Below are 26,594 nucleotides of genomic sequence, written 5' to 3'. Positions count from 1 at the left end.
TTAATAAACGGACGCATTCAATGATGAACCATAGGATGAAAGGGAGGTTAGGAAGATGGAAAAAGAAAAAAAATTGGCATCAGCTATTCTCAGTAAGGTTGGGGGAATAGGGAATGTAGCACTTGTGACACACTGTATGACACGTGTGCGCCTCACTTTACGAGATGAGTCACTAGCTAACGTTGAAGAACTAAAGAAAGTTCCAGGTGTTTTAGGTGTGATTGTGGAATCTACTCTTCAAATCGTTGTTGGTCCAGGAGTAGTAACGAAAGTAGCGAATGAAATTGCTTTTGTAAGTGGTGTAAAAATAGGTGAGAGAATCCCGCTTCAACATAGTAATTCTCGTGCTGAAGAAGCTGCCAGAATTGCAGCGAATAATAAAGAAAACTATCAAAAAAAGAACAATACGCCGATAAAAAACTTTTTTAAAGCAATTGCACATATTTTTATTCCATTAGTACCTGCATTCTTAGCGGCTGGTTTAACTGCCGGGATCACAGCAATCATAGGTAACCTCATTACATCAGGACACTTAACCGGAGAAGGTTGGATTCAATTTAAACAAGTCCTTGGTGTCATTCAAAGTGGTTTATTAGCTTATATGGCAATCTATGTCGGAATCAATTCAGCTAGAGAATTTGGAGCGAGCCCTCCACTTGGTGGATTAATTGGTGGAGCGACACTTTTGACTGGGATGAACCCGGAATTACCGATTAAAAACTTATTTACGGGTGATGCACTTATCCCTGGACAAGGTGGCGTAATTGGGGTTGTGTTAGCTGTTTGGATATTATCGCGAATTGAAAAACGATTGCATAAAATCATACCGAATTCAATTGATCTCATTTTGACTTCATTTCTGAGTGTTGTTATTACAGGATTAATCACGATCTTCTTAATTATGCCTTTTGCAGGATTCGTTGAAACTCATTTACTTACTGCAGTTAATTGGACTTTATCAGTTGGTGGAGCATTTGCAGGATTTATACTAGGTGGTATTTGGTTGGTCATGGTTATGCTTGGACTACATCATATTATGACGCCTATTCATATTGAACTTATTAATAAAACAGGGGTAACGGTTCTATTACCAATCCTAGCAATGGCTGGAGCAGGGCAAGTTGGTGCAGCTTTAGCGCTTTGGGTACGTTGTTATAAGAACAAGCCACTGATCAATATTATCAAAGGCGCATTACCGATTGGTGTCCTTGGAATCGGTGAACCACTTATTTATGGCGTTACACTTCCACTTGGTAGACCGTTTGTGACAGCATGTTTAGGCGGAGCATTTGGTGGAGCGGTTATCGGCCATTTTGGCAATGTAGGGGCAATTGGGATTGGTGCAAGTGGACTAGAACTTAGTTTATTAATCGCTGATGGAAAATGGTGGATCTATTTACTTGGAATCTTGACAGCTTATATTTTTGGATTCGTCTGTACGTACCTTTTTGGTGTACCGAAAAAAGCAAGAGAATCCGTTGAGGCAGAAGAGACAGTCGAAGTGCAAGATACGTTTTCGTTCTAATTCATCAACCTCGCATAGGATACTCGTGATTTTTAGTCGTGAGTGATTATGCGAGGCTTTTATTTTTAACAAAAAAAGCATAAAAAAGGAGCTTACTATGAGCGGCGTACTCGTTTCACTAACTGAACAATCAATTGAACAAACAATCGATTATCTCAAGAATATGAGAGAAATTGGATTTCATACGATTTTTACATCTCTTCAAATTCCTGAGGAAAGTAACTCAGATTTATTGACTCCTTTACGTAAAATTGGAGAGTTCGCAAACATTCATCAAATGACACTAATGGTAGATGTTTCACCAAGAGCATTTAAATCATTTTCACTCTCTCAGCTGAAAGAAAGTGGTGTAACTGGATTGCGAATTGATTTTGGGATGAATGTTTCGGACATTGCATCATTAACCCATGATTGGTTGATTGCACTGAATGCTAGTACAATTGATGGTGCATTTTTAGACGAGTTAAGAGAATGTCATGCTGATTTTACGTCACTTGAAGCGTGGCATAATTATTATCCTAGACCTGAGACTGGTTTGTCGCTTTCTCATTTTAAAGAACAGAACAAATGGTTAAAATCTCAAGGATTGAAGGTGGTTGCGTTTATTCCTGGTGATGGCGATTTAAGAGGTCCGTTACATGAGGGCTTGCCTACATTAGAGAAACATCGAAATCGTTCACCTTTTTCTAGTTACATTGAATTACTATCTGAGGCATTTGTCGATCAAGCAGTCATCGGAGACTTGTCACTTAGTAACCAGACGTTGCAACAGTTTATGTCATGGAATGAAGGAATTGTCTTAATTTGTGTAGAAGACAAGAAACATTCGCATGTTTGGGATCAAGTGCATCATAACCGCCCCGATATCGCAAGAGACGTTATCCGTTCCGAAAATGCACGCAGGCAATTTACTGGAAGCATACAGCCGGCTAATTGTGTTGAACGTCCGATCGGAGCACTTACTATTGATAACGACAAGTATAAACGGTACAAAGGAGAGTTTCAGATCACACTAAAGCAGTTGCCTCCAGATGAACGAGTCAATGTCATCGGGTACGTGATTAAAGAAGATCTTTCTCTGTTACCTTTTTTACAAAAATCAGGTTATCCATTCCGTTTTATTCTAAGTGAATCGTCGGTTTGAATAGAGCACATAGATATTGTACAGGAAGTAGTGGAGGCGTTAGGATGAGTATTGGTGAAATAGTATCTAGAATTGAGAACGCAATGCCTAAATTAACGCAAGCTGAGCAAAAAGTTGCCAGGTTTGTTCTTAGTTCACCGAATGAAGTAATGTTCATGAATGTGCATGAATTGGCGGCGCAATCTTCTTCAAGTAGCGCTTCTGTTGTTCGATTTTGTCGCTCAATGGGGTTAAAAGGTTTCCCAGAATTAAAGGTGGCATTATCAGCTGATCTCGCACAAGAACAAAAAACAGGTTATTATGATTTGGATAAAAACGAGAATGCTTCCGATCTCGTTGAAAAGATGCTCTCAAATGCGATTCAATCATTAAGAGATAGCGCAAATCAAATTGATTCAATTACGATTGAAAAGATCGCGAAAATACTTTACGACGCACCAGTCATTTTTGCTTTTGGAGTTGGTGCATCAGCATTAGTCGCAGAGGATATTGCTCAAAAGTGGTTACGAATGGGTAAAAATGTTTATGCAATGAGTGATTTACACGTCCTTGCCATGACCATGGCAAATGCACCAGAAGGAAGTGTTTTCATCGGCATTTCATATAGCGCCCAAACGAAAGAAGTGATGGAACTCACGAAGGTTGCAAAAAAAAATCGACTAATCACAATCAGCCTCACCGGATTTGGGCGAAGTAAGCTATCAGATCTTTGCGATTTTAACTTGTTCACTTCACAAGCCCCTGAAGCAAAAATAAGAAGTGCTGCGACTACTTCGAAACTTAGCCAATTTTTCATTATTGATGTATTGTATTACGTGTATGCATCAATTAATATTGAATCGTCAAAAGACAAAATTACGAAAACTCGGCATGCAGTTAATGAATTGCATGGATTATAAGAAAAACAGCCAAGCCTTTTTGAAGTGCCTTGGCTGTTTTATCGTTTTCTTCACATTTTTGTTTAATTAAGCTACTCGTAAAATTTATTAAAATGCTAAAATATAACTATGAAAACATTCGGAAATAGAGGAATTGAGATAATGCGTATTCAATTAACAAAAAAACTTTCAGATGAAATGAAATTAAATGTAGTGAAGCCAGATTTAACGAATGAAAATCAACTTTTTTGTTGGCATGCGAACATCTTTAAATTAGGCCGTAAAAAATGCGTATTGGTAATGAACAATGCTACTAGATATTGTTTTATGATGTACGGACTAGTAAAAAAGGATTTTACAGATTTTGAAGTATTAATGAAGAATCATATATTAAAAAACTTTCTGGCTAACGAATACGAAATTGAGAAAATTGATTTATATATGGAAAAACTAGGTGAAGTACAATACACCGCCACAAGCGATCGAAGTATAATCTCACAGATGAATGATATGATATTTAGTGCCGAACATATCATTTATTACACTGCTGAAAAAGGTGAGGTAATTAGTTTAATTGATTTGAATCTTGATCTTAATGAGACTCCTTTATATAAGTTACGCTCATATCCAAATAAATTGATGAAGGAGGCATTAGATAAATTGGTTTAACCACATAAAGACGTTTTAAAAAAATAGTAAAGATAGTGACTACATGGTTTATGCTTTACTTATTGTTTTCGTCTTAGCTTTTCTTTTTATAAAACTATTTATTTTGGTAGTAAAAAATACGATTAATAAAAAAGAAAATAAGGTCATAGAAAATCTAACGGCCAAGGTATTAATTGGGCCTATTGAAGTGTAATAGATTTAAAAAAATCCCCAATGGTTTGAGGATGATCATTAATCATATTTCATTTGTATGTTCATCTTCATTTTTCTTTATTGCATCCTTAAACTCTTGTAGAATTACTTCGTTTGGAAGTCGATCTTTTTTGCCCTTAATTTTTGTGTTTCCTTTCTTCGGAACGATTATCCTATAACGATCTTTGTCTTTTAAATTACTTGTTGCGAATACATATGAATTATCAAGCGCTAAAAAATCATCCTTAGGATCCATCTTTATTAATACTTTTTTGCTTTTATCATAGCCAATGCGCTATTCAACAATAACTTCCTGGCTTGCTCCCAATTCTCCTTTTAAATTATTTTCCACAATAACTTTATATGGTGTATAAGGACCACCGTCATCAGATTTTGTCTTCAATTGTCCAATTACTCGACCTATAAATACTTGTTTTGCTGATTCTGTAATATTTTCTATCTGATTAAGATCAAACTCATATTCTTCACTTGAAACGACTACGTTTTTTGTTGATTAGTATTGGATTTAATTGGAGCAGATAATACTACTACAAATAATATGAAAACTAAAAAGCCTATTATAATCACTTTCATGAACATTCTCCTTTTCTATAATCGAATTCAATTATCCATGTAAATTAAATTCAATATAACATTGTAAATTAAATGAAATGATGAGAAGTTGTTACAATTTGAGGAACAAACTGTAAATAAAAGCTAATATTCAAACATTTTTCAAATATAGAACATTTTACTAATAGAGTGATATGTTAATATATTCACAATGTAAAAAATCAAAGGTGTGTCTTATTTTGAAAAGTACCTACATTCTTAATTTTGTTACTCCATTTTTTTCTTCAATGCCTTTTTTAATGTATTTAACAGCTTTCATCTATTTTTAAGTTTAAATAGTATAAGTATTCTATTTTGCCTTTTAAGTTTAATGGTTTCAATTAATTCAGTTAATAGAAGATGGAATGTACTAATCAATATTGCTCTAAGTATAATCTTAATTCTGGTTACTTTAACTTGGATATATTTGGTGTACGCAGGGGTATAAATGATTATTGGTTAGATTGGAGGTGAAAATATGAAAGGTTTAACAATTTTTAGTATTTCAATAGCATTATTGTATATGGGCTATTGGAATGAACATGTAGGACTAATTTCTAAAGAAGCACCAAACGACTTTAATGGTTTTGGTGGGGGAGATGTAGTTACTACTGTTTCTGTGGAAGAACAAAATATGGTTGAAAATAGTTCATCACAACAGGGATTTGTTCGACAAGAAAATGGGATAGGGTTTTATTTTGTTAAAGAACATAATCATAACAGATACTAATATCAATCGACATCTCTTAGAGGTGTTTTTTTATTGTCTGAAACATATGAAAGCGAATGTAAATCTATGAAACAACCGAATGAAAAGTAGTGTAAATAAATTTATTTTCATAAAAAGAAGGTAAATTAGAGAAGAATTTAGTTGTTAATTGTATTTTAATGTACAATAAAACGACTAGATATTTCTGGTAATATGTAGAAAAAACACGAATATTTTTTATTGAAAGAATATTCACTCAATAATAAAATAATAAATGTAAACGCTTAACTAATTTTTCATAAAAATTACATAAAATCGGAATGGTGGTGCATAGGATTAACGAGTAGGGTTAGTGATTTTGTTATGAAAGAAGTTACATGAATCATTGAAAATTTATTTTGTAAGCCATACTTTTATTTTCTTTTTTAATTTAGGAAAGTTAAAAATATAAAATTTAAAGGGAATGGGGAAGGGAAATGAGTAAAAAAATTCTAATGAAAAGTTGGATTCTACTTTTCGTGGCAATGATTCTTTTTTCAGGGTGTAGTCAACAGTCTGCTTCTACAAAAGGGGATGGAAAGGTTACGATTAAATTTTCTGTTGCAGAGTATGATTCGAAGATTAAGCCTGAAATGCAGGATATGATTAAGCGTTTTGAAAAAGAAAATCCGAATATTAAAGTTAAGTTATTAGTTAGCAACTGGAATGACTATCATGATCGTTTAGTTACTTGGGTTACTGGAAATCAAGCTCCTGATATTGCGAATTTATCTGGTTTATGGATTGGTGAATTTAAAGATATGGATGCGATTAAGCCAATAGACTCATATGTGAATAAAGACCTTTTAAATACATTTGTTCAAACTCCATTAAATTCTTTCAAAGGAAGTAACGGAAAATTAACTGGTTTACCATTCTTTCTTGATCCTAGGGTTTTATATTATCGCAAAGATTTATTTGAGAAAAATCACTTACAAGCTCCAAAAACTTGGGATGATCTCTACAATGATGCGAAAATATTAACTTCTTCTGATGTTTATGGTTTTGGTGTAGGTGGAAAATATCCAAACGTAATGACAGGCTTTGAGTATTTCTACTTTAATTCAGATCCAAGCGTATCTTCTGAACATTTTGGACCTCACAATAAATTATTATTTAATTCAAAACAAGGCGTAGACTCTTTAGCATTTTTAAATAAGTTAGTAAAAGATGGATTAACAAATCCGAATCCAAATGCAATTGAATGGGAAAATGGTGTTCAACCAATCTTCCAATCTGGGAAACTCGCAATGATGATAACTGGACCTTGGTTCGCTTCGATGCTAGACCAAGATAAAAAGGTTGAGTACGGCATGGTGCCAGTTCCGACAGCAAAACCAGGAATGGTTTCAAAATCGGTTATGCAGCCTGATGTCATTTCAGTTATGAGCAATGACTCTTCTAAAAAAGCAGCAATTGGTAAGTTCCTACAATTTATGTATAAGCCTGATAATCGTTTAAACTTCGCTTTAAACCATGGAAATATTCCAGAGTTAACGGCAGTGTTAAATGATCCTAAATATAATAGCACAGAAAATAATAAGTTCTTTGCATCTCTTTTACCAAATGCAATCAATAAATATGCTGATACTGGTAAGTTCGGTGATCAAATGGACCACATTGTAACGGATGAAATTCAAAAGGTTTATTTACAACAAATTAGTCCAAAATCAGCATTAAAAGAATCTGCTAAACAAGTAAAAGATTTATATGCGAATTAATTAAACCAATTGTTTTTACTAAGAGAGGGGAGATTCATGTGCCTACCCAGACAGAGTTCATACAAAAGATAGGCGTTTCAACATACAAAAAACGTAGGAAGATATCTATTTTTCAGATGGCACTTCCTTACTTACTCGTATTCCCTACATTGCTACTAGTATTTTTAACGATTATTTATCCGATGCTTCAAACACTATTAATTTCTGTTTCGAAGGTAAATCGAATTGGAAGAATCCAGTCGGTTGGATTTTTTGGGAATTTCAAAGCGATTGTAACGTATGATGGCATTTGGGCAATTCTTGGTCAAACAATATTATGGGTAATTGTGACAGTTGGTGTTGCTTTTGTCCTTGCCTATCTTCTTGCTTTAATTTTAAACAAAAAATTTCGATTTAGGAAAATTGCTTATATTCTTGTCGTTTTACCGTGGGCTGCGCCTTTAAGTATTGCAACGATGAGCTGGATGTGGATTTTCCACGGTGAATTAGGACCTTTAAATCAGATTTTAAAATATTTTCATTTGATTCAGCAGTACCATCAATGGCTTGGGACGCCAACGTCGGCTTTCATTGTCGTTTCAATTGTAGGAATTTGGTCGAATATATCTTTTATCGTCATCACTTTACTTGCAGGCTTACAATCGATTGATCCGGAATTATATGAATCTGCTAATTTAGACGGGGCTGGACCAATTACACAGTTTAGACATATTACTTGGCCATTAATGAAATCGGTTAACTCTTTAGTAATTGTTCTTTCGATCTTTTGGGCATTTAATGCTTTTCCAATTATTTGGATTTTGACAAAGGGTGGTCCTGCGGGTTCTACTGAAACATTAGTAACAATGATTTACAAATTATCATTCGTAAAAATCGATTTTGGGCAAGCATCAGCACTATCATTTTTGACATTCTTAATTATGCTAGTTTTCACGGTCATTTATTTCATCTTAAGTAAGGGGGAGAAGAAACGTGTACAGAATTAGACTGAATGGATGGTCAACATTACGCTGGGTCTTTCTCCTATTCATGATCATACTGCTAGATTTTCCATTTTTTATCATGCTAATTACATCATTAAAAACGAAAAGTGAGGTATATGATACTTCGGTTTTCTTCCCAATACACATGGTATTCTCAAACTATATTAAGCTATGGAGCCACACAAATTTAAGTATCTATTTTATGAATAGTATTAAAATTGCACTTGGTTCTACTCTACTAGTATTAGTTCTAGCGATTCCTACTTCATATGCTCTAAGTCGTTTGCAATTTAAAGGAAAGAATGCAGTTTTGGCATTGTTACTTGTGATTCAAATGTTTTCTCCAATTATCATCTTAGTCCCACTATATAAAATGTTCGCGAATCATCATTTTTTAGACAGTATTTGGTCACTAATTATTATTAATACAACATTTTCAATTTCTTTTGCAGTTTGGTTTATTTATTCGTTTTTTAATAATATTCCAGTTGAAATTGATGAGGCTGCGCAAATTGATGGCTGCAATAAGTTTGATACATTAATTCGCATTTTAACTCCATTAGCAATTCCATCAATCGTAACAGTTGGCGTCTTTTCATTTATTAATGCTTGGAATGAATTTTTGTTCGCTTTAACATTTGTTCAAACAGATAGTAAGATGCCAATTACGCTTGGTCTGTATAGCTTTGTTGGAAGATACGATGTTCAGTGGAATTACATGATGGGGGCTTCCCTATTAAGTACCATTCCAGTACTAATTTTGTTCATACTGATCCATAAGCATTTAGTAAAAGGCCTTGCAGCGGGTGCACTTAAATAATGAGGAGAGATATTAATGAAAATTGCTTGTAGTTCTCAATCATTCGATCAGCTTCTTTTAGAAAGAAAAATGGAGTTAGAGGAGTTTTTTCAATATTGTTCAACTTTACCGTTTGTAAATGGGGTTGAACTAGAGGATAAACATATTTTTCATCCTCGCAATCGTGAGTATCTTAATGAAATTGTTGAATTAAGTCGTCATTATGAGCTACCAATCGTTAATCTAGCATTTGATTGTAATTTTGGATTTGAATCAGAGGATAAGATTAACGCGGAGATTACGCGAGTAAAAGAATGGGTTGAAATTGCGAAAGCTTTACATATTCAAAACTTCCGCTTATTTGCTGGTTGGCCAGATTTTGATAAAGAAAAACAGTGGAAATCAATGATTCAATATGTGAATCAAGCAGCGACAATTGTTGAAGAAGCTGGTTTAACGGCAGTCATCGAAAATCATAACCATGGTGGATTTTTATCCTATAGTGATGATGTGTTAAGGATGTTCAAAGATTTAAATCGACCTTCTATTAAACTACTTTTGGATACTGGTAATTTTGTTGACCAGTTTGAAGGTGCATTAAAAACTGCTCACTTTTCAGGGCATGTACATGCAAAGGTGAAAGAGATTAATAGTGAAGGTGAAGAGGTAGAGATTAAATACCCGGCCATCTTAAGGAAATTAAGAGACGTAGATTATAATGGGTGGCTTTCAATCGAGTATGAAGGAAATCTTGAGCCGAAGTCGGTTGTAAACCAGTTTGGTCAGTTTTTAGCAAAAGAATTAAAAGAAACGATGGAGGTCTAAATACATGAAAATTGGGATTGTTGGCGCAGGTAATATGGGGAATTTACATGCAAGTCTATTAAAAACGAGATCTGATGTTGAATTTATGGGCGTAACAGACATTGATTTTGAAAGATGTAAATCATTTTGTGAAACTCACGGTGGAAAGGCATTTCGTTCTGTCGCTGAGATGGTTCAAGCTGGTGCGGAAGTTGTGTTTATAACAATTCCGAATACGAAGCATAAAGAAGCAGTTGTTTCAGCTCTAAAAGAAGGAGCAACAGTTTTCTGTGAGAAACCTTTTGTTACAAGTGTGCAAGATGCAAATGAAATCATGAATGTCCTCGGGAATGATGAAAACCGATTATACGTCGGATTTAATCGCAGGTTTGCTCCTGTTTATGCAGAAACAAAGCAAATTATTCAAAATGGCTTCAAAGTTTATTCTGGAAATATCATTATGAATGATGGAGATATGACTTCTCCTCCTTGGGTAACGAATGTGGAATTAACAGGTGGATTTTTATATGACTCAACCATTCATATGTTTGATATGGTTCGTTATTTAATGGGTGAAATTCGTGAAGTGAGATGTGTTGCACAGCAATGCCTATACCCTTTACAAGACAATTTTTCATGTATGTTTACAACTGAAGAAGGTCAGTCAATTGTATTAAGTACTAATGGCCATGCATCTTGGACTTGGCCGTCTGAGCGAATTCAATTATGGGGTGACCATGGGACAATCATTACAGAAGAGTTGGATTTAGTAACAGAATGTGGACCATTAAAACAAGAGCAGCAAACTAAAAACGTTAAAGGAATCGACCGCAATTTAAAATGGGGCTATGTACAAATGCATAAAGACTTTTTAGATTCCGTAAAAAATAATACCCCATTTAGTGTAACGGCTAATGATGCATATCGTTCTGTTCTTATTACAGACGCATGTTACCGTAGTGCAAGTGAAGGTGGAAAACTTATTTACGTATAAAATAGGGGGACTTAAAATGAATACTTTCTATAATTGTCAATTAGCGATTTCTCCAATTAACTGGGCAAATGATGATATGGCGGATTTAGGTGATCACTATTCATTTCAACAAATAGTTGATGAAATGAATGAACTTGGTTTTAGAGGTACGGAGCTTGGGCGTAAGTATCCTAGGGATATTGTTACTTTACAAAATGAACTAGGAAAAAGAAACTTAGCATTAACATCAGGATGGTGCGACATTCTATTTTCTGACCCAGATCATTTGGACGAGAGCTTACAAAAATTTAAAGCACATGTATTATTTTTAAAACGAATGGGATCAACCTTTGTTGTTACAGCGGATGGTGGTGGCTCTGTTCACTGGGACCCAAGAGAGGATCGTTCAAATAAAGGGATAAGAAAATATACTGGACGTGAGTGGGCATCATTATGCACAGGGTTAAATATTGCTGGTGAATTTTGTAGACAACATCGAATGACACTTGTTTATCATATTCATACAGGGACAGGTGTTGAAACATTAGATGAGATTCATACCCTTTGTGCAGGTACTGACCCAGAGGTAGTTTCATTATTATTGGATACTGGCCATTTATATTACTGTGGTGTAGATCCAGTAGAGGTAATCAAAAAGTATGGTCATCGTGTAAAATATGTTCACTTAAAAGATGTGCGTGAAGATGTATTAAAAAACGTGAGAGACAATGGAATTAATTTTAATGATTCAGTAAGATTAGGTATTTTTACTGTACCTGGTGATGGTACAATTAATTTTGAAGCAATATTCAAAACATTTGCTGAAGTGAATTATCAGGGATGGTTTGTCATTGAAGCTGAACAAGATTCACTACAAGCTAATCCGATTGAATACGCACAAAAATCAATAAACTATATTGAATCGATTACAAATTTAAGACTTTAGAATAGATAGATTGGAGTTGTGTCAAGTATGTCCGTAACGATTTATGATGTTGCAAAACATGCAGGAGTATCTATTGCTACAGTTTCGAGGGTAATTAATGAGCACCCGAGTGTAAAGTCAGAGACGAAGAAAAAGGTATTTGAAGTAATCAACCAACTACAATACCAGTATAACGCAGCCGCTGGTGTTCTTGCCTCTGGACGTACAAATACTGTCGCATTAGTTACACCAAATAATATAAATCCTTTTTATGCAGAAGTTGCAGAAGGGATTTATTATGAAGCATTAAACAAAGGAATTAATATCGTTACGACTAACTTGTCATTAACCAAAGACAATGATATTCCTTATTTAAACAAACAAAATGTAGATGGACTTCTTTTAATGGATATGACTGCTAAACAAGTTGCCAAATTGAATAAACAAGTAGATAACTTAGTTATTATCGGTAATGATTTACTTGATAGTAAAGCAAACTGTGTCATTACAGATAATTTCTCTGGTATTCAAATAGCGATGCAGCATTTAATTGAAAATGGTCATGAAAAAGTGGCATTAATTTCAGAACCGCCAGTATTTAATGATATAAAAGATCGTATAAGAGCTTATCAAATCATTATGGAAGAAAAAGGTCTTTCCTCATATAGGGAAGTCATTGATGCAAAAGGCTGTGAAATTGTAGATGGAGAGCAAATAGGTGAGCAAATATTAAGAGGCGGATTAAAACATACTGCTTATCTTGTAACGAATGATCTTCTTGCAATTGGCGTAAAGAAAGCTTTTGAAGCTGCAGGTAATAAAGTTCCGAGTGATGTGTCGATTGTCGGTTTTGATGGTTCATGGATCACAAATATTGTGTATCCTTCATTGACTACAATTAAACAGCCGATGCATGAACTAGGTAGTACAGCACTAACTTTATTACTAGATTTATTGGATAGCGATCGAACTTCTGCAAGAAAAATCGTATTAAATCCAACGCTTCAAGTTGGCGGAACAGTAAGTAAAATAAATGAATGAATAAAGTGGGGCATGATGATGGGTATTTACTTTATCAACGTGCCCAATTTTTGAACCTTTTTCCGGGAGTTTTACATATTTTAAGCCTTTTTAAGTCAAAAAATTAGGAGGATCTATGGAATCAATTCGTTTAACGATGGCTCAAGCGTTACTTCGATTTCTAGATAATCAATATATCGAATTAGATGGTGAGGAACATAAATTTGTAAAAGGAATTATGGGAATATTCGGACATGGTAATGTAACTGGGATCGGTGAAGCACTAGAATACGGTACTGAACAACTACTATTTATTCAAGGTAAAAATGAACAAGGAATGGTGCATGCAGCAACAGCTTATGCTAAGCAAAAAAATCGTTTAGAAATTTTTGCGTGTACTACTTCAATTGGGCCTGGTGCGTTAAATATGGTGACAGCTGCAGCGACAGCTACCGTTAATCGAATTCCAGTGTTACTTTTACCAGGAGATAATTTTGCTTGTAGGCAGCCTGATCCAGTTCTCCAACAAATTGAAAATACCTCTGATTATACAATTAGTGCGACAGATGCTTTTAAACCAGTTAGTAAATATTGGGACCGAATTGTACGTCCGGAAGCATTGATGTCAGCAGCAATTAATGCAATGCGAGTTTTAACTGATCCAGTTGATACTGGTGCAGTAACACTTGCTTTACCACAGGATGTTCAATCTGAAGCTTTTGATTATCCGATTCAATTTTTTGAAAAGAGAGTACATCACGTTGATCGTAGACCGGTTGTGAAAACGGCTAATGAAAGAGCGGTTCAGTTAATTAAGCGGAAAAAGAAACCACTAATCATTGCTGGTGGAGGAGTGCATTACTCTTTCGCAACAGAGGAGCTTATCAAATTTGCAGAAGACTTCCAAATTCCAGTTGCAGAAACGCAGGCTGGGAAAAGTTCGATTCCTTGGAATCATCCATTAAATGTAGGTGCAATCGGTGTAACGGGTTCATTAGCAGCAAATAAATTAGCAAAGGAAGCTGATTTAATCATCGCTGTTGGTACTAGATTAGGAGATTTTTCAACTGGTTCTAAACTAGCTTTTCAAAATAATGATGTAGAATTTTTAGGCATTAACATTAGCTCATTTGATGCAATGAAACTTGATGCAACATTCATCGTTGCAGATGCAAAAGAGGCTTTAAGTACGTTACATGAAAGCCTTGCAAACAATGAATATAGTAGTTCATATCAGCAAAATGAAATTCAATTTTTGAAAACGGAATGGGATCAAGAAGTTGATCGATTATACAGTATTGAAATGAAAGAAGGTTTATCACAAACAAGAGCTATTGGAGAAATAAATCAATTTATAAATGATGAAGATATTATCGTCTGTGCAGCTGGAAGTTTACCTGGTGATCTACATCGTTTATGGAGAAGTAAAAACCCGAAAACTTATCATATGGAATATGGTTTTTCCTGTATGGGTTATGAAGTTTCAGGGGCATTCGGTGCTAAAATGGCTGAACCAAATCGAGATGTTTACGCATTTGTTGGAGATGGAAGTTATTTAATGCTTCATTCAGAATTAGTCACTAGTTTACAAGAAGACTATAAAATTACAATTCTATTATTTGATAATCATGGCTACCAATGTATTCATAACTTGCAAAGAGCTCACGGTAGTGAAGGATTTGGAAATGAATTTAAATATCGTTCAAATGATAAAAATCACTTAAGTGGAGAGTATATGAATTTTGATTTCGCTAGTCATGCTAGAAGCTTAGGGGCAAATGCCTATACGGTAACTTCAGTTGAAAAGTTACGTGAAACTTTAGTAAAAGCAAAGGAAGAAACGACTTCTACTTTGATCGATATTAAGGTTTTACCAGGTACGAATACAGACGGGTATGAATCATGGTGGAGAGTTGGCGTTTCGGAAGTTTCTAATAGCCCAAAGGTTGTTAAAGCTCATCAAGAAATGGAAACATCTATTCAACGGACGAAGCCTTATTAAGGATCTAAAATTGTGGAGGGATCAAGATGACTAATCTAATTGTTCATAGCTTGAGTGAGCCAAATCCGGATGGAAGTGTAATGAAAATAACACCTGAATCGGCAAATTGGGATTATGTAGGCTTTGAAGCTTTTGTACTTAAAAAAGGGCAATCGCTTAATAAGCAGACGAATAATCTAGAAGTTTGCATAGTGTTATTAAGCGGAAAAGCAACGATTTATACGAAACATGAGTCTTGGGAAAGTATCGGAAGACGAATGAATATTTTTGAGAAAATTCCACCTTATTCTGTTTATATTTCAACAAATGATTTTTATCAAGTTGAAGCCATTACCGATCTTGAAATTGCTGTCTGCTCAGCTCCAAGCAATGGCACTTATCCAGCACGTCTAATAGCACCTGAAGAGATCGAAATTGAAATTCGAGGAGCGGGCAATATTCAACGACAGGTGCATAATATTTTACCAGAAAACGAACCTGCAGACAGTTTATTAGTTGTCGAAGTTTTTACACCAGAAGGAAATTCATCTAGTTATCCACCACATAAGCATGACCAAAATAATTTACCACATGAATCTTTATTAGAAGAAACTTACTATCATCGTATGAATCCATCACAAGGTATAGCAATTCAAAAAGTATATACAGACGACCTGTCCCTAAATGAAACAATGACAGTTAAAAACGGAGATGCTGTACTTGTTCCAAAAGGTTATCATCCGGTTTCGGCTCTTCCTGGCTACGAACTTTATTATTTAAATGTAATGGCTGGGCCAAATCGTACATGGAAGTTCAAAAATGATCCGAATCATGAATGGATTTTAAACCACAAACTTATTTTGAAATCATAGAAAGTAGGAGAGAAGATGAATCATTTAACATTTAGTAATCAATCACCAATCGATTTTATTGCTCTAGGTAGATTATGTATTGATTTAAATGCAAATGAAATTAATCGACCGATGGAAGAAACAGTTACATTTACAAAATATGTTGGGGGATCACCTGCAAACATTGCAATTGGTATGTCTAGATTAGGAAAAAAAACTGGATTCATTGGGCGAGTCGCTGATGATCAAATGGGAAAATTCATTTTAAATTATTTAACTAAAAATCAAATTGATACTTCGAATATTTTAATTGATCAATCGGGTACAAAAACTGGATTAGCTTTTACTGAAATTAAAAGTCCTGATGATTGCAGTATCTTAATGTATAGAGACAATGTAGCTGATTTAAAGCTAGAGCCAAGAGATATTAAAGAAGACTATATTAAAAGTGCAAAAGCATTGTTAATTTCAGGTACTGCTTTAGCGAAAAGTCCTTCCCGTGAAGCGGTTTTCTTAGCTGTTGAGTATGCAAGAAAGCATGGTGTTTGTGTATTTTTTGATATTGATTATCGACCTTATTCTTGGAATTCAATTGAAGAAACTGCGATTTTCTATCATTTAATTGCTCAAAAATGTGATGTCATTATTGGAACGAGAGAAGAATTCGATCTAATGGAACGTTTCGAGCATAATCCAAATCGTGAGGATAAAATTACGGCGAAAAAATGGTTTAGCTATCATGCGAAAATTGTTGTGATTAAACACGGCAAAGATGGTTCGATTGCTTACACGTCAAATGGAGAAAAGATTAGCGGAAAAACCTTTCCTGCAAACGTAATTAAGACTTTTGGAGCAGGTGATTCATATGCTGCTGGCTTCATTTATGGCTTAATGGAAGGTTGGGATATTTCGGAATCAATGGAGTTCGGTGCAGCTTCAGCTTCAATTGTCATCTCAAGTCATAGTTGTTCAGAGGCAATGCCTACAGTGAATCAAATTAAAGAATACATTCAAAAATGTCAGAATGGCGAAATCGTAACAACCTAAAAATTCATAAGCCGAAGGGAGCTTTTCTAATGGATACAGCGACTAGTGTAAAAACAATTAAAAACTTTATTGGTGGACAATGGGTAGATTCAAAATCAGTATCAAATGAACCGGTTTATAATCCTGCAACAAATGAAATCATTGCTAATGTGCCACTTTCAACACGTGCAGAGCTTGATCACGCAGTTGAAATTGCTAAAGAGGCATTTCAAACTTGGGGGAAAACACCAGTTCCGAAAAGAGCGCGTATTTTATTTAAGTACCAGCAATTACTTGTAGATCATTGGGATGAATTAGCTCGATTAATTACACTAGAAAATGGAAAAAGCTTTGGCGAAGCACACGGAGAAGTACAACGAGGAATCGAATGTGTCGAATTCGCAGCAGGTGCACCAAATTTAATGATGGGGAAACAATTACCTGATATTGCAACGAATATTGAATCAGGTATGTATCGATATCCGATTGGTGTAATTGGTGGAATCACCCCATTCAATTTCCCAATGATGGTACCATGTTGGATGTTCCCTTTAGCGATTGCTTGTGGAAATTCTTTCGTCTTAAAGCCGTCGGAACGTACACCATTACTTGCAAATCACCTAGCAGAATTATTTAAAGAAGCTGGACTACCAGATGGCGTTTTAAATATTGTTCATGGAGCGCACGATGTTGTAAATGGACTACTAGAACATCAAGATGTAAAAGCTATTTCATTTGTAGGATCGCAACCAGTTGCTGAATATGTATATAAAACAGCTGCATCAAACGGAAAACGAGTACAAGCTTTAGCAGGTGCTAAAAACCATTCAATTGTAATGCCAGATGCTAATTTAGATATAGCTGTTAAAGAAATTACAAGTGCAGCATTTGGTTCAGCTGGTGAAAGATGTATGGCCGCATCTGTTGTAGTTGCAGTTGGTGAAGTAATTGACCCATTGCTTGAAAAACTACATAATTCTGCGAATGAAATTAAAATTGGAAACGGAATGGATGAAGGTGTCTTTCTTGGCCCAGTTATTCGAGAAGGCCATAAAGCCAGAACAATTCAGTATATCGAATCTGGTGAAAACGAAGGAGCCCATTTAGTACGTGATGGAAGAAAAGACGAAGCTACAGCAGAAGAAGGTTATTTTATTGGACCAACAATATTTGATCGCGTAACAACTGATATGAAAATTTGGAAAGAAGAAATCTTCGCACCAGTATTATCAATCGTAAGAGTAAATAGTTTAGAAGAAGCAATCGACTTAACGAACAAATCCGAATTCGCAAACGGCGCTTGCCTATTTACTCAAAACGGAAGTCATGTTCGCCTATTCCGTGAAACAATCGATGCAGGTATGTTAGGTGTAAATCTAGGAGTACCTGCCCCAATGGCATTCTTCCCATTTTCAGGATATAAAAACTCATTTTATGGTGATTTACATGCAAATGGATCGGATGGAGTTGAGTTTTATACTAGGAAGAAGATGCTGACTGCTCGTTGGTAGAATGATTAACATAGTTTAAATAATGGTGAAACTAACGTAATTAATCTTAAAATCAGCTTTATTTTAACAAAGAACCCGCTAGGAATTGAATTCCTTGCGGGTTATCTTAATTTCACTTCTTACAATCATAAGCAACTAAAGTAATATCCAATTCATCTTCCAAATTCTCAATCTTACTCTTAGCATCACTAGTTAAATCTGCAATATAAAAATCATTACTACTTACTTCTTTATTCTCATTACTCATTTCAAAAATCCCCTTTACTAAAAATTTACCTTTTCATTATTCCCTTTGGTAAAAAAACTATCCTAGCTTATTCTTAGGCAAAGAAATTATATTTCAATATTTAAAAAGGCAATATGTTAGATTATTTACTTTTATATTTGTTAAACTATTTATATTATTTAAATAATTTAATGGGGATAATAGGTTTATGGAGGATTTAATTTTATGAACAAAGATACGGTATTTGCAATTGGAGATATTCATGGCAGCATTAATGAATTAGAAAAGTTACTAAAGAAATGGAATTCGGATAATGAACAGCTAGTATTACTTGGTGATTTAGTGGATCGTGGTGAGAATCCGTACGAGGTATTGTTAAAAGCGCAGCAATTAGAAAAAGAATATGGAGCGGTTGTGATTTTAGGAAATCATGAGCAAATGCTTTTGGACTGGCTTGAGCAACCAGAGTTAAAAGAAGCGTATTATTATGGACAGGGTGGCATTGAAACAATTCATTCATTTTTTAAATTTGAAATTACAAATAAAAGAGGGCCTATTGAAGTAGCACAATTAATGAAAGAACAATTTGAGTCTGAATTACAATTTATAAAAAATAGACCATTATATTTTGAATGGGAAAATTATGTTTTCGTTCATGCTGGGGTAGACTTAAGTCTCGCAAATTGGAAGGATACTACTGATAAAGAATTTTACTGGATTCGTGATGCATTCCATTACGGAAAAAATGAAACAGATAAAACGTTTATATTTGGCCATACCCCGACATCAATATTACATAAAACAGAAGGCAAATTTGATATTTGGTACTCACCTTGTAAAACGAAGATTTGTATAGATGGAGCAGCTGCTTATGGTGGCTCATTGCATGGTATTAAAGTGAATAAAGATGAAATTGTCTCTACACATTCAATTTCTTCTAAGACGAAGTCAACAAAGTATGAAATTTAATTCAATCAATTTAGCACCGTCCTATATGGAACGGTGCTTTTTTCTAGTGAATGCATGATCAGTAATTAGTCATTTAAAATCATTATTTAAGTAATAGTTTGGCCAAGAAATCTCATAAAGTAATATGACTACTTTTAAAATGGAGGAATAGCTATGCCGACAAATAATGAGATTATTCCTGAAGGATTTTTATGGGGAGGAGCGGTAACTTCCTTTCAAACTGAAGGAGCTTGGAATGAAGGTGGAAAAGGCCCTTCGATCGTCGATGCGAGACCAGTTCCAGAAGGATTTTCTGATTGGAAAATAGCAGTTGATTTTTATCATCGCTATAAAGAAGACATCGCTTTATTCAAAGAATTAGGTTTCACTGCTTATCGTACAAGTATTTCATGGGCAAGAATTTTCCCAACAGGGGAAGGTGCACCAAATGAAGAGGGATTACAGTTTTATGATAATTTATTTGATGAGTTATTGGCTAACGGGATCCAGCCTGTAATCACGCTATACCATTTTGATATACCATTAGCATTAGCAGAAAAATATAATGGTTTTGCTTCTAGAAAAGTAGTTGATTTATTTGAAAACTATGTAAGAACGGTATTTGAACGCTATCGAGATAAAGTAAAGTATTGGTTAACATTTAATGAGCAAAATCTATTCTTAATTCAGCCAAAACTATTAGGTGTAAAAGTAACAGATGAAAATAAGGAAGCATTAAGTTATCAGGCTGTACATAATTCATTTATTGCGCATGCTAAAGCAGTTAAAGTTCTACATGAAATAATACCAGACGGAAAAATGGCTGGAATGGTTACTTATTTAACGACATATCCTATTTCCTGCAGACCAAGCGACGTAATTGCTAATGTAAAGACAAAAGAGTTGTTAATTGACTTCTACTGTGACGTTTTTGCGAATGGAGAATATCCATCTTATGTAACAAGTCAGCTTAAAAAGAAAGGCATCATGCCGACTTTTGAAGATGGTGATGTAAATTTATTAAAAGAAAATACAGTTGATTATTTAAGTATTAGTTATTATCAAAGTCAGACCGTGAAGTTAGATGTAAATAATAAAAATGATGTAATAAGTGGAGTAACTCCAAATCCAAATCTAGAAGCAAATGAGTGGGGATGGTCAATCGATCCAATCGGACTTAGAGTCGCATTAAAGGATTTATACGCAAGATACCGCTTACCAATTTTTATCACAGAAAATGGGATTGGCGTTAGGGAACAATTAAATGAAAATATGACGGTAGATGATCAGTATCGAATTGATTATATAAAAGAACATATTGAACAAATGAAACTTGCAATGGAAGAAGGCGTGGAAGTTTTCGGCTATTTGACTTGGGGCGCAACAGATTTACTTAGCTCTCAAGGTGAAATGAAAAAACGATATGGCTTTATATTTGTAAATCGTGATGAAACAGATTTAAGAGATTTAAAAAGATATAAAAAGAAAAGCTTTTATTGGTTTCAAAAGGTAATTGCTTCAAATGGAGCAGAATTGGATGGGGTTTCTGAGACGGTTCACCCATAAGTATATTTGGTAATAAGAGCAATGTGAGTCTATAAACTCCCTTGCTTTTTTTTTTTTGTCCTGAAAGTGCATAATGTCCCGAGTAGAGTAAGACAAAGATGCCCTTGTCGACGCGGAACGGCGGTTTCTATGAAGGCATGAGTGAATAATTGCGTGAGCCTTCTACCCTGAATCGAGAGCAAGTGCTAGTTCTTACTCGATATTATTTAGGTTATTTGGACTGAATATTATTTGGTCATAATCATTATTTCTCAATTTTTCAGAAAACGTTTGCAAATTTTATTGACGTTTTTTAAATACGTATGTTAGTATTCCTTCATAAAAATCATATATATGATTCTATATCACATATGTGATATAGAGGAAGGAGTAATATATGTCGGTTAAATCGGCAGAACGCGTTCTTCAAATTTTTGAATTATTATCTCGTGAACCTGATGGGTTAACGGTTAAAGAGATAAGTGAAAGTCTATTATTTCCACAGAGCAGTACTTCAAATTTAGTGGCTACCCTTTCAGCTCAAGGGTACTTAAGATTAGACCCTTCAAAACGATATAAATTAGGAGCGAAGTTGATCCATATTGGAACGATGGCGATGGAGAATTTAGATATTTCCTTAGTTGCTAAGCCTTATCTTGAAAAGCTAATGCAAAATGTTCAAGAAACAGTATTTATGGCAACGTTATCAGAGGAAGAATTAGTTTATGTTTTAAAAATTGATAGTAAGCGTTCAATTAGAACGACTGCTCAAACAGGTTTCCGTAAGCCACTTTATTGTACGGGTTTAGGGAAAACATTTTTAGCAAATATGTCAGAAAAGGATCGTTCCAGAATTTTGGATCAGATTCAATTAGTACCAATTACACCGAAAACGATTACCAACAGGGAAGAGCTTGAGAAAGAACTGTATCAGTATTCGTTAATCGGATACACGATTGATGATGAGGAAAATGAAGAAGGATTGTATTGTGTCGCTGCTCCTATTTTCGGTGCAGATCGTAAAATACATGCAGCTATTAGTGTAGCTGGACCAAAGGAAAGAATGTTAGCTCAACAGGGTGAGGTTGTTGAAAGAGTTCTTTGGACTTCTAGAAAAATTTCTGAAGGAATTGGATGCATTTCATAAGAAAAAAGGTGAAAACATGGACGTTATAAGCATAGGAGAAACGATGATCTTGTTTACTCCGAATTCAATGGGAAAAATGCGTTATTCGAATCTGTTTAACTCTAAAATAGCGGGAGCAGAAACTAACACGTTGATTGGGCTTTCTAGATTAGGGCATGAAACTGGATGGATTAGCCAGCTAGGAAAAGATGAGTTTGGTGCGCAAATTTTGACCACAGTCAGAGGAGAAGGGGTAGATGTAAGTCAAGTGGCAATGGATGAACAATCATCTACTGGTGTATTTTTCAAAGAAATTGTAAATGAGGATCATGTAAATATTTACTATTACCGAAACAACTCAGCAGCAAGTCAACTTACGCCTGCATTCATCGATCAAGGGTATATTGCAAAGTCGAAGTATTTATATTTATCTGGCATTACACCTGCACTTAGCACTTCCTGTAAAGAAACGATTTTCCATGCGATTAGCGTTGCGAAGGAAAATGGTGTAAAAGTAGTGTTTGATCCAAATCTTCGTAGAAAGCTTTGGTCAGAAGAAGAGGCTCGGGCAACACTATTAGCCATCGCAGGTCAATCTGATATTATTCTGCCTGGAATACTGGAGTGCGAGTTTCTATTTGGAACAAAGCAATGTGAACAAGTAGCAGCTTCCTTTCATTCACTAGGAGCCAAGACAGTTGTCATTAAACTAGGTGAGAAAGGTGCTTTTTATTCCGAAAATTCTAGTTCTGACCAAGGTTATGTGGATGGATTTAGCGTGAAAAATGTAGTCGATCCAGTTGGTGCAGGTGATGGGTTTGCAGCGGGCGTCATATCGGGTCTTCTTGACGGACAAGGCATCGGTGAAGCAGTGAAACGAGGCTGTGCGATTGGGGCAATGGTTTGTACTGTTAATGGAGATATTGAAGGATTGCCTAATAGGGAAGAATTGTACCAATTTTTCAATATTACTTCAGGAGAAGAAGTAAATCGATAGATTGGAAGAGGAGGTATCGGCAAATGAGTACACTACAAAAAATACTAGATAATAAATTAATCGCGATTGTACGTGGCGCAAGACCAGAGGATACTTTGAGAATTGTACAATCTTTATATGAAGGTGGAATTCGAATCGTCGAGATTACGATGAATTCACCGAAAGCATTATCAGCAATTGAGATGGTTGCAGATGAATTTGGAAAAGAAATGGCAGTTGGAGCAGGAACTGTTTTAGATCCTGAATCGGCTCGAAGCGCTCTACTTGCTGGGGCACAGTTCATTCTTTCTCCGACGTTAAATGTAGAAACAATCAAACTAACAAAACGATATGGTGCGATCAGTATTCCGGCTGCATTCACACCTACTGAGATTTTAAAAGCTTATGAACTGGGTGGAGATATTATTAAAGTATTTCCTGCAACGGTGCTCGGACCTCAGTTTATCAAAGATATTCATGGTCCTTTGCCACAAATTCCATTACTACCTACAGGTGGAGTCGGTTTAAATAATATTAGGGACTATTTAACTGCAGGTGCTGCAGGTCTAGGAATTGGTAGTTCACTAGTGAATACAAAAGAAGCATTAACAGATGAGTATTTTGTGAGATTAACAGAAAAAGCAAGACAATTTACCTTAGCAGCTAAAGCAACAATTGAGATAGGGGAGTGTTCACTTTGAAAATAACAGGTTATGAATTATTCCAAGTACCACCAAGATGGTTATTTTTAAAAATTGAGACTGATGAAGGCATTGTCGGTTGGGGAGAGCCTGTCATCGAAGGAAAAGCAGCAACTGTAAAAGCTGCCGTTGAAGAATTAATGACGTATTTAATTGGTAAAGATCCACTACGTATCGAAGATCATTGGAATGTAATGTACCGCGGTGGTTTCTACAGAGGTGGCCCAATATTAATGAGTGCAATTGCTGGTATTGACCAAGCTCTATGGGATATCAAAGGAAAATTCTTTAACGCACCAGTTTATCAGTTGCTTGGTGGAGCTTGTCGCGATTCAATTAAAGTGTACTCTTGGATTGGTGGAGATCGTCCTAGCGATACAGCAAAAGCTGCTCTAGACTGTGTAGAAAAAGGCTTTCAAGCTGTAAAAATGAACGGAACGGAAGAACTTCAATATATCGATTCTTACGATAAAGTTGATCGCGTGTTAGAAAATGTAGCAGCAGTTCGTGAAGCTGTCGGTAAAAATATTGGAATCGGAATTGATTTCCATGGACGTGTACATAAGCCAATGGCAAAAGTGCTTGCAAAAGCTTTAGAAGAATTTAGACCGATGTTTATTGAGGAACCAGTTTTGCCTGAAAATAATGAAGCATTAAAAGAGATTGCAGCTCATACTTCTATTCCGATTGCAACTGGTGAGCGCATGTACTCAAGATGGGATTTTAAACCTTTATTAGCTGGTGGTTATGTTGATATCATTCAACCAGATTTATCACATGCAGGCGGCATAACAGAATGCAAGAAAATATTAAGTATGGCAGAAGCGTACGATGTGGCAGCTGCACCGCACTGTCCTCTAGGCCCAATTGCTTTAGCAGCTTGTTTACAAGTAGATGCAACTGCACATAACGCTTTTATTCAAGAACAAAGCTTAGGTATTCACTATAATCAAGGTAGCGATTTATTAGACTATCTTGTAGACCCATCTGTCTTCCATTACGAAAACGGTTATGTTCAAATACCACAAGGTCCAGGACTTGGCATTGAGGTTAATGAAGAGCATGTACGTAAAATGGCAAAAGAAGGTCACCAATGGCAGAATCCAGTATGGCGTCATCGTGATGGCAGCGTAGCTGAGTGGTAAAACATAGGGGTGGTATTTTAGCCACCCCATATAATTTCCTTTTTCTTAATATTCAGATTTTAATATTATAAATTTCCTTGAAAGGAATTGAGAAAAAATGAAAAACAAAGCGACAAAAGTTCGTTATAGCATTGTTTTTATGTTGTTTATTACTGTAATTGTGAACTACATGGATCGTAGTAATATATCAGTTGCAGCTCCGTTTATCACGAAAGAACTAGGTATAAATACAGTTGATATGGGATTAATATTCTCGGCTTTCGGTTGGACGTATTGTGCTTTACAAATTCCTGGTGGTTTGCTTTTAGACAAACTTGGTAACCGAAATACTCACACACTTGGAATTGCAGGTTTCTCTTTAATGACCTTATTACAAGGTTTTGCAAGCGGATTCACAGGCTTAATGTTTTTGCGTGTAGGTTTAGGTGCATTTGAAGCTCCTGCCTTTCCAACTAACAGTAAAGTAGCAGCAACTTGGTTTCCAGAAAATGAAAGAGCGAGAGCTGTATCAATTTACACTTCTGGACAATTTATTGGATTAGCCTTTTTAACGCCAACGCTTATCTTCTTAGAACATACATTTGGTTGGAGAGGATTATTCATTATTGCTGGTATCGTCGGATTAGTTTGGTCTGTATTATGGTATTTTTTATACCGTGATCCAAACAAGAGTAAAAGGGTAAATCAGGAAGAGCTTGATTACATTAGCCAAGGTGATGGATTCGATTCGAAAAACGCAGAAAAGCAAGTAAAATCAAAGCTTACTAAGAAAGACTTAGGGATTGTATTATCAAGCAGAAAATTATGGGGCATCTATATTGGTCAATTTGCAGTCAGCTCAACATTATGGTTTTTCTTAACTTGGTTCCCAACTTATTTAGTAGAATACCGAGGTTTAACTTTTATTAAAACTGGTTTTTATGCATCCCTACCATTTATAGCAGCATTCATCGGAGTATTATCTTCTGGATTTCTTTCAGATTTCCTAGTTAAAAGAGGAGTATCTAAAGATAAAGCTCGTAAAACACCAATTATTACAGGGTTATTATTAGCAACCGCTATTATTGGAGCAAACTATGTTAATAGTCCAGGATTAATTGTATTATTCATGTCCATCGCATTTTTTGGAAATGGTTTTGCTTCGATCACTTGGGTATTTGTTTCATTACTTGCACCAAAACGTCTAATCGGTATTGCCGGCGGGGTATTTAACTTTATCGGAGGAACTGCATCAATCATCATTCCAATCGTGATTGGTTTCCTAGTGAAAGACGGTAACTTTGCACCAGCACTTACATTTATTGCATGTATCACATTATTAGGAGCATTATCTTATATCTTCCTAGTAGGAAAAGTTGAACGTGTTACTGATAAAGAAGATACAAGTGTAAAGCTGGATAGTAAATTTAAGAAAACGATTTAAGTAAATTTTTTTATATGTAGTAGAAGTTTATGAATATGGATTAGTAAAACTCATTCAAAGATGGATGAGTTTTTTACTTTTGGAACTTTTTATTTGTTTAGTTTGATGAATAGGAATACTTCTGTGAAAAAATATAATCAAT

At 35.2% G+C, this 26,594-nt stretch carries 25 protein-coding genes; 23 read left to right on the top strand and 2 right to left on the bottom strand.

Annotated features, from left to right (window positions below; translation table 11 throughout):
- The first annotated feature begins 55 nt into the window (after positions 1-55).
- The 4 genes from ACFCYN_RS16795 (at position 56) to ACFCYN_RS16780 (ending at position 4,216) form a co-directional block, all read left to right on the top strand.
- Positions 56-1,525: a PTS transporter subunit EIIC gene (locus tag ACFCYN_RS16795; RefSeq protein ID WP_172443727.1), complete on the top strand. Its 1,470-nt coding sequence runs from the start codon at positions 56-58 to the stop codon at positions 1,523-1,525.
- Between the two features lie 97 nt (positions 1,526-1,622).
- Complete coding sequence (locus ACFCYN_RS16790; protein ID WP_172443728.1) at positions 1,623-2,669, top strand: DUF871 domain-containing protein; 1,047 nt, start codon at positions 1,623-1,625, stop codon at positions 2,667-2,669.
- Positions 2,670-2,713: 44 nt separating this feature from the next.
- Positions 2,714-3,568, top strand: coding sequence for a MurR/RpiR family transcriptional regulator (locus ACFCYN_RS16785; protein ID WP_375950470.1), 855 nt, complete (start codon positions 2,714-2,716; stop codon positions 3,566-3,568).
- 141 nt (positions 3,569-3,709) lie between these two features.
- The gene (locus ACFCYN_RS16780; RefSeq protein ID WP_172443730.1) at positions 3,710-4,216 is read left to right on the top strand and encodes a DUF6933 domain-containing protein; all 507 of its coding nucleotides are present in this window, start codon (positions 3,710-3,712) and stop codon (positions 4,214-4,216) included.
- 235 nt (positions 4,217-4,451) lie between these two features.
- On the opposite strand, the gene ACFCYN_RS16775 is transcribed toward ACFCYN_RS16780, so the two are convergent.
- Positions 4,452-4,664, bottom strand: coding sequence for a hypothetical protein (locus tag ACFCYN_RS16775; protein WP_375950468.1), 213 nt, complete (start codon positions 4,662-4,664; stop codon positions 4,452-4,454).
- A gap of 834 nt (positions 4,665-5,498) precedes the next feature.
- Here ACFCYN_RS16775 and ACFCYN_RS16770 point away from each other — a divergent pair.
- The 12 genes from ACFCYN_RS16770 to ACFCYN_RS16715 all read left to right on the top strand — a co-directional run bounded on the left by ACFCYN_RS16770 (position 5,499) and on the right by ACFCYN_RS16715 (position 18,362).
- A complete protein-coding gene (locus ACFCYN_RS16770; RefSeq protein ID WP_375950467.1) occupies positions 5,499-5,750 on the top strand; it encodes a hypothetical protein in 252 nt (83 codons plus the stop codon).
- 455 nt (positions 5,751-6,205) lie between these two features.
- Positions 6,206-7,489: an ABC transporter substrate-binding protein gene (locus ACFCYN_RS16765; RefSeq protein ID WP_375950465.1), complete on the top strand. Its 1,284-nt coding sequence runs from the start codon at positions 6,206-6,208 to the stop codon at positions 7,487-7,489.
- 38 nt (positions 7,490-7,527) lie between these two features.
- Positions 7,528-8,475 carry a carbohydrate ABC transporter permease gene (locus ACFCYN_RS16760; protein WP_172443735.1) on the top strand — a complete coding sequence of 316 codons (948 nt, stop codon included), beginning with the start codon at positions 7,528-7,530 and terminating at the stop codon, positions 8,473-8,475.
- The gene (locus ACFCYN_RS16755; RefSeq protein ID WP_375950463.1) at positions 8,462-9,292 is read left to right on the top strand and encodes a carbohydrate ABC transporter permease; all 831 of its coding nucleotides are present in this window, start codon (positions 8,462-8,464) and stop codon (positions 9,290-9,292) included. The genes ACFCYN_RS16760 and ACFCYN_RS16755 overlap by 14 nt, the downstream gene beginning before the upstream one ends.
- Positions 9,293-9,307: 15 nt before the next feature.
- On the top strand, positions 9,308-10,096 hold the full coding sequence (locus ACFCYN_RS16750) for a sugar phosphate isomerase/epimerase family protein (RefSeq protein ID WP_172443737.1): 789 nt from the start codon (positions 9,308-9,310) through the stop codon (positions 10,094-10,096).
- Between the two features lie 4 nt (positions 10,097-10,100).
- Positions 10,101-11,069, top strand: a complete 969-nt coding sequence (locus ACFCYN_RS16745) for a Gfo/Idh/MocA family protein (protein ID WP_172443738.1) — start codon at positions 10,101-10,103, stop codon at positions 11,067-11,069.
- 16 nt (positions 11,070-11,085) lie between these two features.
- A complete protein-coding gene (gene iolE / locus ACFCYN_RS16740) occupies positions 11,086-11,994 on the top strand; it encodes a myo-inosose-2 dehydratase (protein WP_172443739.1) in 909 nt (302 codons plus the stop codon).
- Between the two features lie 27 nt (positions 11,995-12,021).
- On the top strand, positions 12,022-13,014 hold the full coding sequence (locus tag ACFCYN_RS16735; RefSeq protein WP_172443740.1) for a LacI family DNA-binding transcriptional regulator: 993 nt from the start codon (positions 12,022-12,024) through the stop codon (positions 13,012-13,014).
- 115 nt (positions 13,015-13,129) lie between these two features.
- Positions 13,130-14,995: a 3D-(3,5/4)-trihydroxycyclohexane-1,2-dione acylhydrolase (decyclizing) gene (iolD, locus tag ACFCYN_RS16730; RefSeq protein ID WP_375950461.1), complete on the top strand. Its 1,866-nt coding sequence runs from the start codon at positions 13,130-13,132 to the stop codon at positions 14,993-14,995.
- Positions 14,996-15,021: 26 nt separating this feature from the next.
- Positions 15,022-15,846 (top strand): 5-deoxy-glucuronate isomerase, encoded by an 825-nt coding sequence (iolB, locus tag ACFCYN_RS16725; RefSeq protein WP_375950459.1) that lies wholly within the window; start codon positions 15,022-15,024, stop codon positions 15,844-15,846.
- 15 nt (positions 15,847-15,861) lie between these two features.
- On the top strand, positions 15,862-16,872 hold the full coding sequence (iolC, locus tag ACFCYN_RS16720) for a 5-dehydro-2-deoxygluconokinase (RefSeq protein WP_375950457.1): 1,011 nt from the start codon (positions 15,862-15,864) through the stop codon (positions 16,870-16,872).
- Between the two features lie 29 nt (positions 16,873-16,901).
- The gene (locus ACFCYN_RS16715; protein WP_375950455.1) at positions 16,902-18,362 is read left to right on the top strand and encodes a CoA-acylating methylmalonate-semialdehyde dehydrogenase; all 1,461 of its coding nucleotides are present in this window, start codon (positions 16,902-16,904) and stop codon (positions 18,360-18,362) included.
- 112 nt (positions 18,363-18,474) lie between these two features.
- Here ACFCYN_RS16715 and ACFCYN_RS16710 read toward each other — a convergent pair whose 3' ends face one another.
- Positions 18,475-18,609 carry a hypothetical protein gene (locus ACFCYN_RS16710; RefSeq protein ID WP_375950454.1) on the bottom strand — a complete coding sequence of 45 codons (135 nt, stop codon included), beginning with the start codon at positions 18,607-18,609 and terminating at the stop codon, positions 18,475-18,477.
- A 204-nt stretch (positions 18,610-18,813) separates the two neighbouring features.
- On the opposite strand from ACFCYN_RS16710, the gene ACFCYN_RS16705 reads away from it, so the two are divergent.
- The 7 genes from ACFCYN_RS16705 to ACFCYN_RS16675 all read left to right on the top strand — a co-directional run bounded on the left by ACFCYN_RS16705 (position 18,814) and on the right by ACFCYN_RS16675 (position 26,452).
- Complete coding sequence (locus tag ACFCYN_RS16705) at positions 18,814-19,557, top strand: metallophosphoesterase family protein (protein WP_375950452.1); 744 nt, start codon at positions 18,814-18,816, stop codon at positions 19,555-19,557.
- 153 nt (positions 19,558-19,710) lie between these two features.
- A complete protein-coding gene (locus tag ACFCYN_RS16700) occupies positions 19,711-21,102 on the top strand; it encodes a glycoside hydrolase family 1 protein (protein ID WP_375950450.1) in 1,392 nt (463 codons plus the stop codon).
- 376 nt (positions 21,103-21,478) lie between these two features.
- On the top strand, positions 21,479-22,228 hold the full coding sequence (locus ACFCYN_RS16695; RefSeq protein ID WP_172443747.1) for an IclR family transcriptional regulator: 750 nt from the start codon (positions 21,479-21,481) through the stop codon (positions 22,226-22,228).
- 16 nt (positions 22,229-22,244) lie between these two features.
- On the top strand, positions 22,245-23,204 hold the full coding sequence (locus ACFCYN_RS16690; protein WP_375950507.1) for a sugar kinase: 960 nt from the start codon (positions 22,245-22,247) through the stop codon (positions 23,202-23,204).
- 23 nt (positions 23,205-23,227) lie between these two features.
- Positions 23,228-23,884 (top strand): bifunctional 4-hydroxy-2-oxoglutarate aldolase/2-dehydro-3-deoxy-phosphogluconate aldolase, encoded by a 657-nt coding sequence (locus ACFCYN_RS16685; protein ID WP_375950448.1) that lies wholly within the window; start codon positions 23,228-23,230, stop codon positions 23,882-23,884.
- A complete protein-coding gene (gene dgoD, locus ACFCYN_RS16680) occupies positions 23,881-25,029 on the top strand; it encodes a galactonate dehydratase (RefSeq protein ID WP_172443749.1) in 1,149 nt (382 codons plus the stop codon). The genes ACFCYN_RS16685 and dgoD overlap by 4 nt, the downstream gene beginning before the upstream one ends.
- Positions 25,030-25,126: 97 nt before the next feature.
- Positions 25,127-26,452, top strand: coding sequence for an MFS transporter (locus tag ACFCYN_RS16675; RefSeq protein WP_375950445.1), 1,326 nt, complete (start codon positions 25,127-25,129; stop codon positions 26,450-26,452).
- Positions 26,453-26,594: the final 142 nt, after the last annotated feature.

It is taken from the genome of Gottfriedia sp. NPDC056225 (genome assembly GCF_042267765.1).
GTDB lineage: Bacteria > Bacillota > Bacilli > Bacillales > Bacillaceae_G > Gottfriedia.
This window is presented reverse-complemented; position numbering and strand designations above follow the sequence as displayed.

Excerpts from the sequence above, each read along its gene's own strand:
- ACFCYN_RS16690 (WP_375950507.1), top strand. The coding sequence starts at position 22,245 with ATGGACGTTATAAGCATAGGAGAAACGATGATCTTGTTTACTCCGAAT.
- ACFCYN_RS16785 (WP_375950470.1), top strand. The coding sequence starts at position 2,714 with ATGAGTATTGGTGAAATAGTATCTAGAATTGAGAACGCAATGCCTAAA.
- ACFCYN_RS16685 (WP_375950448.1), top strand. The coding sequence starts at position 23,228 with ATGAGTACACTACAAAAAATACTAGATAATAAATTAATCGCGATTGTA.
- ACFCYN_RS16715 (WP_375950455.1), top strand. The coding sequence starts at position 16,902 with ATGGATACAGCGACTAGTGTAAAAACAATTAAAAACTTTATTGGTGGA.
- ACFCYN_RS16750 (WP_172443737.1), top strand. The coding sequence starts at position 9,308 with ATGAAAATTGCTTGTAGTTCTCAATCATTCGATCAGCTTCTTTTAGAA.
- ACFCYN_RS16705 (WP_375950452.1), top strand. The coding sequence starts at position 18,814 with ATGAACAAAGATACGGTATTTGCAATTGGAGATATTCATGGCAGCATT.
- ACFCYN_RS16770 (WP_375950467.1), top strand. The coding sequence starts at position 5,499 with ATGAAAGGTTTAACAATTTTTAGTATTTCAATAGCATTATTGTATATG.
- ACFCYN_RS16765 (WP_375950465.1), top strand. The coding sequence starts at position 6,206 with ATGAGTAAAAAAATTCTAATGAAAAGTTGGATTCTACTTTTCGTGGCA.
- ACFCYN_RS16695 (WP_172443747.1), top strand. The coding sequence starts at position 21,479 with ATGTCGGTTAAATCGGCAGAACGCGTTCTTCAAATTTTTGAATTATTA.
- ACFCYN_RS16735 (WP_172443740.1), top strand. The coding sequence starts at position 12,022 with ATGTCCGTAACGATTTATGATGTTGCAAAACATGCAGGAGTATCTATT.
- iolE (WP_172443739.1), top strand. The coding sequence starts at position 11,086 with ATGAATACTTTCTATAATTGTCAATTAGCGATTTCTCCAATTAACTGG.
- iolD (WP_375950461.1), top strand. The coding sequence starts at position 13,130 with ATGGAATCAATTCGTTTAACGATGGCTCAAGCGTTACTTCGATTTCTA.
- iolB (WP_375950459.1), top strand. The coding sequence starts at position 15,022 with ATGACTAATCTAATTGTTCATAGCTTGAGTGAGCCAAATCCGGATGGA.
- ACFCYN_RS16780 (WP_172443730.1), top strand. The coding sequence starts at position 3,710 with ATGCGTATTCAATTAACAAAAAAACTTTCAGATGAAATGAAATTAAAT.
- ACFCYN_RS16745 (WP_172443738.1), top strand. The coding sequence starts at position 10,101 with ATGAAAATTGGGATTGTTGGCGCAGGTAATATGGGGAATTTACATGCA.
- ACFCYN_RS16675 (WP_375950445.1), top strand. The coding sequence starts at position 25,127 with ATGAAAAACAAAGCGACAAAAGTTCGTTATAGCATTGTTTTTATGTTG.
- ACFCYN_RS16795 (WP_172443727.1), top strand. The coding sequence starts at position 56 with ATGGAAAAAGAAAAAAAATTGGCATCAGCTATTCTCAGTAAGGTTGGG.
- iolC (WP_375950457.1), top strand. The coding sequence starts at position 15,862 with ATGAATCATTTAACATTTAGTAATCAATCACCAATCGATTTTATTGCT.
- ACFCYN_RS16700 (WP_375950450.1), top strand. The coding sequence starts at position 19,711 with ATGCCGACAAATAATGAGATTATTCCTGAAGGATTTTTATGGGGAGGA.
- ACFCYN_RS16710 (WP_375950454.1), bottom strand. The coding sequence starts at position 18,609 with ATGAGTAATGAGAATAAAGAAGTAAGTAGTAATGATTTTTATATTGCA.
- ACFCYN_RS16790 (WP_172443728.1), top strand. The coding sequence starts at position 1,623 with ATGAGCGGCGTACTCGTTTCACTAACTGAACAATCAATTGAACAAACA.
- ACFCYN_RS16775 (WP_375950468.1), bottom strand. The coding sequence starts at position 4,664 with ATGGATCCTAAGGATGATTTTTTAGCGCTTGATAATTCATATGTATTC.